General features: G+C 67.1%; 10 protein-coding genes. 8 read left to right on the top strand and 2 right to left on the bottom strand.

Annotated elements, in window-relative coordinates:
- Window positions 1-140 precede the first annotated feature (140 nt).
- On the bottom strand, window positions 141-377 hold the full coding sequence (locus tag ACFWBT_RS39365) for a hypothetical protein (RefSeq protein ID WP_385708596.1): 237 nt from the start codon (window positions 375-377) through the stop codon (window positions 141-143).
- Window positions 378-412: 35 nt separating this feature from the next.
- Entirely contained in the window at window positions 413-673 is a 261-nt protein-coding gene (locus ACFWBT_RS39360; RefSeq protein WP_385708593.1) for a hypothetical protein, read from the bottom strand.
- Window positions 674-1,165: 492 nt separating this feature from the next.
- Between ACFWBT_RS39360 and ACFWBT_RS39355 the strand changes: the two genes are divergently transcribed.
- The 8 genes from ACFWBT_RS39355 to ACFWBT_RS39320 all read left to right on the top strand — a co-directional run.
- Window positions 1,166-1,381 (top strand): helix-turn-helix domain-containing protein, encoded by a 216-nt coding sequence (locus ACFWBT_RS39355; RefSeq protein ID WP_385708590.1) that lies wholly within the window; start codon window positions 1,166-1,168, stop codon window positions 1,379-1,381.
- A gap of 616 nt (window positions 1,382-1,997) precedes the next feature.
- Window positions 1,998-2,510, top strand: a complete 513-nt coding sequence (locus tag ACFWBT_RS39350) for a DinB family protein (protein ID WP_385708588.1) — start codon at window positions 1,998-2,000, stop codon at window positions 2,508-2,510.
- Window positions 2,511-2,513: 3 nt separating this feature from the next.
- Complete coding sequence (locus ACFWBT_RS39345; protein ID WP_385708586.1) at window positions 2,514-2,906, top strand: VOC family protein; 393 nt, start codon at window positions 2,514-2,516, stop codon at window positions 2,904-2,906.
- A 433-nt stretch (window positions 2,907-3,339) separates the two neighbouring features.
- A complete protein-coding gene (locus tag ACFWBT_RS39340; protein WP_385708583.1) occupies window positions 3,340-4,974 on the top strand; it encodes an ABC transporter substrate-binding protein in 1,635 nt (544 codons plus the stop codon).
- 54 nt (window positions 4,975-5,028) lie between these two features.
- Window positions 5,029-5,952, top strand: a complete 924-nt coding sequence (locus tag ACFWBT_RS39335; RefSeq protein WP_385708581.1) for an ABC transporter permease — start codon at window positions 5,029-5,031, stop codon at window positions 5,950-5,952.
- Entirely contained in the window at window positions 5,945-6,964 is a 1,020-nt protein-coding gene (locus ACFWBT_RS39330; RefSeq protein ID WP_385708579.1) for an ABC transporter permease, read from the top strand. Before ACFWBT_RS39335 ends, ACFWBT_RS39330 begins: the two co-directional genes overlap by 8 nt.
- A 5-nt stretch (window positions 6,965-6,969) precedes the next feature.
- Window positions 6,970-7,956, top strand: a complete 987-nt coding sequence (locus ACFWBT_RS39325) for an ABC transporter ATP-binding protein (RefSeq protein WP_385708577.1) — start codon at window positions 6,970-6,972, stop codon at window positions 7,954-7,956.
- On the top strand, window positions 7,937-8,370 hold a 434-nt coding region (locus ACFWBT_RS39320), incomplete at its 3' end, for an ATP-binding cassette domain-containing protein (protein ID WP_385708575.1). The genes ACFWBT_RS39325 and ACFWBT_RS39320, both read left to right, overlap by 20 nt.

Below are 8,370 nucleotides of genomic sequence, written 5' to 3'. Positions count from 1 at the left end.
GCACAGAACCGGGGCCCCACACCACACGAGATGTTCCGGGCACCCGGTCTATGTCTGGAAGACGGCGACACCGCGCCGCCTGGCCGGAGGACACGGACGGTTCGAGGCCGAGGGCCTGGTGGCCGGCCCCTGACCTTCCGCTACTTCCACTCAAGGCCCCAGACGTTCGAGTCCTTCTTCACGGGCGCCGTGAACCACTTCGCCCCCACCTTGTGTTCGTGGTATCTGCAGTGGGCGTCGTAGGAGTACGTGTACTTCGTGGCCTTGAACTTCTTCGACTCGTGGAACATCGTCATGCGGACTTTGGTCTTGCCCGCCTTGTTCCTCGCCGGGATCGAGTAGCTCCAACTGCTGGACTTCGACCAGGATCCCCCCACGGTCACACTGAACGACGTACTCGCCTTGGCGAAGATCACCCCGGCCTCGGCCTCGACACCGCCGTACCGCTGGCGCTCACCGTGGCCGTCTTCGAATGGTTGTAGGTGAGGTTGCCGCCGAGGTTGTCGTACTCGCTGTGCAGCTTGGTCGGCTTGCTCACCGTCGACTTGTTGGTGATGTGGTAGCACTTGCCGGGAGACGGAGCGCACGCGGCGGAGGCGGTGCCGGCGGTGCCGGCGACAATGCCTGTCGCGACAACGGCCGTGGAAACAAGGGCACTTGCGACTCTCAGCACGGATGAGCCCTTTCGCGGAAGCTCGGTGGGTCGGCTCAGAATTCGCCGTGTACGGAAGCGGCGGCAAATGAGTTCCGCGAAGAGGTGAAGTGCCCATGTGTACCGGTGTATTGACAGTCCCTGGTGCGACGGGACCAAGCGTGCGGACGGAGACTCGCCAAGGGTGCGGGTGAGGGGATTGGTCCGCATCCATGCCGTTCCTCACCATCACTCGCGACGTATGAAGTGACCAACGTCTCAAAGTGGCGGTCTATGTGCTTTGCGGTATGGGAAAAGCCGGACCTCAAGTTCTCCCCAAGTCTGCAACCGTATGCCCGCCGCCCTTTGTCGTGGTCAGTGATCCAGAGCAGCGTGGTCATTGAGCTGGGGCAAACGGGGAGTAGGGAAATGCCGGTTGCAACAAATCGAAGAACAGGTCACGGAGCAGGTCGCGAAACGGAGGGCGGAGCGGAGCGCGCCGGGGTTGGTGTCGGGCGTCTCTTCGGCGCCGCCGTGCGTGCCAGGCGGCTGGAGCTGGGGCTCACCCAGGAACGCCTCGCCCTGCAGGCGGGCATGACCCAGGGCGCCCTGTCGCGGATGGAGTGCGGTCGAGGGGTCCCGACCCTGCCCCTGCTGGAGCGTTTGGCGGTGGCCTTGTCCTCGAACCTGCTGATCTCGGTGTCGCCATACGGCGGCGTCCATGTGGTCTTCAAGGCGCTGCCGCGCTGACCCGTCCGACGGTCCTTCTCCTGTGAGTCACCCCGGGCATGGATTTGTACGGAGGCGCGGCACCGGTCCTGAAGTCGTCCGAGTGGTCCTCCGTCGCCATCGGAGGTCTTCTCGTTTCCTCCGGACCGAGCAGGTATCGGCGCGTTCATTGCTCAGGGGCGGCCCCCAAGGCTGACCTCGAACAGTTCAACCGTAGCCGTTCGAGGTCGGTTTATTGACGCCCGTTCAACCTTGCGCGCGGGTTGGGAGTGCACTGAATCCACCCTGCACGGAAATTGAATTGTAAATGATCGGAGCGGCAGGCGCGCAGTCTGGGAGTAGGTATTCCCTGCATCGAGTCACTTAGGCGAAATGCGCTGCATGCGCGGCGGCGCCCCGACCTCGTGGCGGACCCGTACGGCGTCCCCGTGCGCGTCGTTCACTTCGTGCTCCCTCGGGCGTTCAGGTCTCCCCCGCCCGTACGGCGGGATCGCGCGTCTCGAAGGCGAACTGCCCGCCGTCGCCGAGAGGCTGCCGTTTCGTCGACGGGTGTGGGCGAGGACCCTGCCTCGGCCCTTGTCGGTCGCGCCTCTTAATCGTTCGACACCGGACGACCCGGCCGGGATGCTTCATCCCGATGACTTCACCGACACGCACAGACACGCCTTCCGCGTGGGACGAGCGCACCCAGCTGACCACCTTCCTCGACTACGCCCGCGCCACAGCCCGCGCCAAGTGTGAGGGCGTCTCCGCGGAGGACGCCCGCAAGGCCCCGCTGCCGGGGTCCCCCCTGATGACCCTCAGCGGGGTCATCAACCACTTGCGCTGGGTCGAGTACTACTGGTTCCAGGTGGTTTTCCTGGGCGAGGAGGACGAGGGGCCCTGGACGGAGGAGGACCCCGACCGCGAGATGCGCATCGCCGTCGACTTCCCGCTGCCCCAGCTGCTGGACGAGTACGAGGAGCAGAGCGCCCGTTATCGCGAGTTGGTGGCCGGGCGCGACCTCGACGCCAAGGCCGAGCGCGCGGGCCGCGACGGCCGCCGGGTCGACCTCCGATGGATCATCCTCCACCTGGTCGAGGAGACGGCCCGCCACAACGGCCACATCGACATCCTGCGTGAACTGGCCGACGGCCGGACGGGTGACTAGGGGATGACAGAAGCAGGGGTTCCGAGCCCCACCATCCGCTCCATCACCTTCGACTGCACCGGTGACCCGTACGATCTCGCACTGTTCTGGAGTGAGGTGCTGGGCCGCCCGCTCGCCGACGACGACAAGCCCGGTGACCCGGAGGCGCTGATCGTGGACCCGTCCGGTGGCCCGACCCTCCTGTTCGTACGCGTCGAAGAGGGAAAGACGGCCAAGAACCGCATCCATCTCGACCTGCAGCCGCACGGCCGCACCCGAACGGCGGAGGTCGAGCGCGCCTTGGCCCTCGGCGCCCGCCTGCTGGCGGATCACACCCGCCCGGACGGCGGCGGCTGGGTCCTCCTCGCGGACCCGGAGGGCAATGAATTCTGCGTGGAGCGGGGGGAGTCGGGCTAGGGCGTCTCGTCCGTCGAGCCGGTTACGGACGCGGCGGACGGTGCCCTCGGGCCCTTAAAGGGGCTCAGCGTCGTGAGGAAGGGCCCGGAGAGACCGATCGCGGTCTCTCCGGGCCCTCGGCGTGCTCGGCGTATGCCGTGAGCTCCTCGGCGATCGTGCGCGTCTTCGCGTGGTCCGTGCCCTCGGGTGGCGGGATCGATGTCCTGAGCTTCCGCGTCGAACCGCGGAGACCTGTGGCGTCGGCCGCCGAGATCCTTTGACGGAGTGTGTGCCCGGAGTACCCCCTTCTGGATGGATCGACACCCGGAAGGGTGGGGTAAATGTGCGACGCGCCCCATATGGACGGATATTGGGCCCTAAAGGCACAGCGCACCGGGCGCCGGACGCACGACCCCGGCGCCGGCGGCACAGCGCACTCTTGAGGAGGCACTCCATGCGTGGAGCCACGCACGCCAAATGGGCCGCATGTGCGGCGGCGGTAGCCCTCGCGGCGACCGCCTGCGGGGGCGGAGGGAGTGACAGCGGCGGCGGCGGCGGTGGCTCCGGCACGGTCAGTGCCTCCTGGGGCGACCCGCAGAACCCGCTGGAACCGGCCAACACCAATGAGGTGCAGGGCGGCAAGGTCCTCGACATGATCTTCCGCGGCCTGAAGCGGTACGACGCCAAGACCGGCGCCGCCGAGGACATGCTCGCCCAGAAGATCGACACCTCCGACTCGCAGAACTTCACGATCACGATCAAGGACGGCTGGAAGTTCAGCAACGGCGAGGCCGTCACCGCCCAGTCCTTCGTCGACGCCTGGAACTACGGCGCCAGCCTGAAGAACAACCAGAAGAACGCGTACTTCTTCGGATACATCGACGGCTACGACAAGGTCCACCCCGACACGGGCAGCCAGAGCGCCGACACCCTCTCCGGGCTGAAGGTCACCGGCACGAACACCTTCACCGTCAAGCTCAACCAGAAGTTCTCGACCTTCCCGGACACCCTCGGCTACTCGGCCTACTCACCGCTGCCCAAGGCGTTCTTCGACGACCACGCGGCGTGGGTGAAGAAGCCCGTCGGCAACGGCCCGTACACGATCGACTCCTACGCCAAGGGCTCGCAGATGTCCCTGGTGAAATGGGACGACTACCCCGGCGACGACAAGGCGCAGAACGGCGGTGTGACCCTCAAGGTCTACACGGACAACAACACCGCCTACAACGACCTCCTGGCCGGCAACCTCGACCTCGTCGACGACGTGCCCGCGGCCCAGCTCAAGAACGCCAAGACCGACCTGAACGGCCGGTACATCAACACCCCGGCCGGCATCATCCAGACCCTCGCCTTCCCGTTCTACGACCCGAAGTGGAACACCAGCGGCGCTCTGAAGGTCCGCCAGGGCCTGTCCATGGCGATCAACCGCCAGCAGATCACCGACACGATCTTCCAGAAGACGCGGACGCCCGCCAGCGACTGGACCTCACCGGTGCTCGGCAAGGAGGGCGGCTTCCAGGAAGGCCTGTGCGGAGACTCCTGCGACTACAACCCGTCCGAGGCCAAGAAGCTGGTCCAGGAGGGCGGCGGCCTGCCCGGCGGCCAGGTCAAGATCTCGTACAACGCGGACACCGGCTCGCACAAGGAGTGGGTCGACGCAGTCTGCAACTCCATCAACAACGCACTCGGCAACGACACGGCCTGCGTCGGCAACCCGATCGGCACCTTCGCCGACTTCCGCAACCAGATCGGGCAGCACAAGATGCCCGGTCCGTTCCGGGCCGGCTGGCAGATGGACTACCCGCTGATCCAGAACTTCCTGCAGCCGCTGTATTACACGAACGCCTCGTCCAACGACGGCCAGTGGACCAACAAGGAATTCGACAACCTCGTCAACCAGGCGAACGCCGAGACCGACACCAGCAAGGCCGTCAAGCTCTTCCAGCAGGCCGAAGGGGTCGTGCGGGACAACATGGCCGCCATCCCGCTCTGGTACCAGAACGGCAGCGCCGGCTACTCGGACAAGGTCTCGGACGTGGCCCTCAACCAGTTCAGCGTCCCCGTCTACAACGAGATCACCGTCAACTGAGCCGCCCGGGGCGGTCCCGTCACCACGGATCGCCCCTCTACCTCCGGAGCACTCATGGGACGGTACGTCATCCGGCGTCTGCTGCAGATGATCCCGGTCTTCATCGGCGCCACCATGCTCATCTTCCTGATGGTGAACGTGATGGGCGACCCCGTCGCGGGCCTGTGCGGCGACCGGCAGTGTGACCCCGCCACGGCCGCCCAGCTGCGCACGGAGTTCGGCCTCGACAAGCCCTTGTGGCAGCAGTACCTGACCTACCTCGGCAACATCTTCACCGGCGACTTCGGCACCGCGTTCAACGGACAGCCGGTCACCGAACTGATGGCCTCCGCCTTCCCGGTCACCATCCGGCTGACGATCGTCGCGATCTTCTTCGAGATCGTCATCGGCATCACGCTCGGGGTCATCACCGGTCTGCGCCGCGGCCGGCCCGTCGACACCGGCGTCCTGCTGCTCACCCTCGTCGTCATCTCCGTGCCCACCTTCGTCACCGGTCTGCTGGCCCAGTTGCTGCTCGGCGTCCAGTGGGGCTGGATCAAACCGTCGGTCTCCGCGGAGGCCACCTTCGGCGAGCTGATCGTGCCGGGCCTGGTGCTGGCCTCGGTGTCCCTCGCCTACGTCACCCGGCTCACCCGGACCTCCATCGCGGAGAACAAGCGTTCCGACTACGTCCGTACTGCCGTCGCCAAGGGCCTGCCGCGGCGCCGGGTGACCATCCGGCACCTGCTGCGCAACTCGCTGATCCCCGTGGTCACCTTCATCGGCACGGACATCGGCGCGCTGATGGGCGGCGCGATCGTCACCGAGCGGATCTTCAACATCCACGGTGTCGGCTACCAGCTCTACCAGGGGATCGTGCGCCAGAGCACCCAGACCGTCGTCGGCTTCGTGACCGTCCTCGTCCTCGTCTTCCTGGTCGCCAACCTGCTCGTCGACCTCCTGTACGCCGTACTCGACCCGAGGATCCGCTATGCCTGAGCAGCCGCCGTACGAGGAAGAGCCGCATCACGGGCCCGAGGGGCCGCCGCCGGAGGACCTCGTCATCGCCCCGACCGGGATGGGCGGCGCGATGGACCTCGGGACGAGCGAGGCGGAGACCCTGGAGAAGACGCCGGGGGGGCCGGAGGGCACGGGCCCGCAGGAGAAGCCGCGTTCCCTGTGGTCCGACGCCTGGCGGGACCTGCGCCGCAACCCCGTCTTCATCATCTCCGGACTCGTCATCGTCTTCCTGGTCGTCATCTCGATCTGGCCCGGTCTGATCACCTCCCAGAGCCCGCTCCAGTGCGACCTCTCCAAGGCGCAGGAGGGCTCGCAGCCCGGACACCCCTTCGGCTACGACGGCCAGGGCTGCGACGTCTACACGCGGACCGTGTACGGGACCCGGATCTCGATCAGCGTCGGTGTGCTCGCCACGGTCGGGGTCGCGCTGCTCGGCTCGCTGCTCGGCGGGCTCGCCGGGTTCTACGGCGGGGCGGGCGACTCGGTCCTGTCCCGGATCACCGACATCTTCTTCGCGATCCCCGTCGTGCTCGGCGGTCTGGTCCTGCTCTCCGTGGTGACCAGCAATACGATCTGGCCGGTCGTCGGGTTCATGGTGCTGCTCGGCTGGCCGCAGATCTCCCGCATCGCGCGCGGCTCCGTCATCACCACCAAGGAGAACGACTACGTCCATGCGGCCCGCGCCCTCGGCGCCTCGAACTCCCGGATGATGCTGCGGCACATCGCCCCGAACGCGGTCGCGCCGGTGATCGTGGTGGCGACCATCGCGCTCGGTACGTACATCTCGCTGGAGGCGACGCTGTCGTACCTGGGTGTCGGCCTGAAGCCCCCGAGGGTCAGCTGGGGCATCGACATCTCCTCGGCGTCCGCGTACATCCGCCAGGCCCCGCACATGCTGCTGTGGCCGGCCGGCGCGCTCGCGATCACCGTGCTCGCGTTCATCATGCTCGGCGACGCGGTGCGCGACGCCCTCGACCCGAAGCTGAGGTGACCGCCGTGCTGCTCGAAGTGCGCGATCTGCACGTGGAGTTCCGGACCCGGGACGGTGTCGCCAAGGCCGTCAACGGGGTCAACTACAGCGTCGACGAGGGCGAGACGCTCGCCGTGCTCGGGGAGTCCGGCTCCGGCAAGTCGGTGACGGCCCAGGCGGTGATGGGCATCCTCGACGTGCCGCCCGGGAAGATCACCGGCGGCGAGATCCTCTTCAAGGGCCAGGACCTGCTGAAGTTCAAGGAGGAGGAGCGGCGCAAGGTGCGGGGCGCCGAGATGGCGATGATCTTCCAGGACGCGCTCTCGTCCCTGAACCCGGTGATCAGCGTCGGAGACCAGCTCGGCGAGATGTTCACCGTGCACCGCGGGATGTCACGGAAGGAGGCGCGCGGCAAGGCGATCGAGCTGATGGAGCGGGTGCGCATTCCGGCCGCTGCCGAGCGCGTGCGCGACTATCCGCACCAGTTCTCCGGCGGTATGCGCCAGCGCATCATGATCGCCATGGCGCTGGCCCTGGAACCCGCCCTGATCATCGCCGACGAACCGACCACCGCGCTCGACGTCACCGTGCAGGCCCAGGTGATGGACCTGCTCGCCGAACTCCAGCGCGAGCTCAACATGGGGCTCATCCTCATCACCCACGACCTCGGCGTGGTCGCGGACGTCGCCGACCGGATCGCGGTGATGTACGCGGGCCGGATCGTCGAGTCGGCGCCGGTCCACGACATCTACAAGGCGCCCGCCCACCCCTACACGAGGGGGTTGCTGGACTCGATCCCCCGGCTCGACCAGAAGGGCCAGGAGCTGTACGCCATCAAGGGACTGCCGCCCAACCTGATGCACATCCCGCCGGGCTGCGCCTTCAACCCGCGCTGCCCGATGGCCCAGGACATCTGCCGCACCGAGGTGCCGCCGCTCGCGGAGGTCGACGCGGACCGCGGGAGCGCCTGCTTCTTCTGGAGGGAGTGCCTCGATGACGCAGACAGCCACTGAGCCGCTGCTGGAGGTCAGCGGACTGGTCAAGCACTACCCGCTCACCCAGGGAATCCTCTTCAAGAAGCAGGTCGGCGCGGTCAAGGCCGTCGACGGCGTCGACTTCCACCTCGGCCACGGCGAGACGCTGGGCATCGTGGGCGAGTCCGGCTGCGGCAAGTCGACCGTCGCCAAGATGCTGGTCAACCTGGAGAAGCCGACCGAGGGGTCGATCAAGTACAAGGGCGAGGACATCACCCGGCTGTCCGGCAAGGCGCTGAAGGCCGTGCGCCGCAACATCCAGATGGTCTTCCAGGACCCGTACACCTCGCTCAACCCGCGGATGACCGTCGGCGACATCATCGGGGAGCCGTACGACATCCACCCCGAGGTCGCGCCCAAGGGCGACCGGCGGCGCCGGGTCCAGGACCTGCT

Source organism: Streptomyces sp. NPDC060027 (assembly GCF_042737005.1).
GTDB lineage: Bacteria > Actinomycetota > Actinomycetes > Streptomycetales > Streptomycetaceae > Streptomyces.
The sequence above is the reverse complement of the archived record's forward strand: the minus strand, read 5'-3'. Positions and strand labels throughout refer to the sequence as shown.

Coding starts and splice junctions, on each gene's coding strand:
- ACFWBT_RS39350 (WP_385708588.1), top strand. CDS start 1,998: ATGACTTCACCGACACGCACAGACACGCCTTCCGCGTGGGACGAGCGC.
- ACFWBT_RS39345 (WP_385708586.1), top strand. CDS start 2,514: ATGACAGAAGCAGGGGTTCCGAGCCCCACCATCCGCTCCATCACCTTC.
- ACFWBT_RS39340 (WP_385708583.1), top strand. CDS start 3,340: ATGCGTGGAGCCACGCACGCCAAATGGGCCGCATGTGCGGCGGCGGTA.
- ACFWBT_RS39335 (WP_385708581.1), top strand. CDS start 5,029: ATGGGACGGTACGTCATCCGGCGTCTGCTGCAGATGATCCCGGTCTTC.
- ACFWBT_RS39330 (WP_385708579.1), top strand. CDS start 5,945: ATGCCTGAGCAGCCGCCGTACGAGGAAGAGCCGCATCACGGGCCCGAG.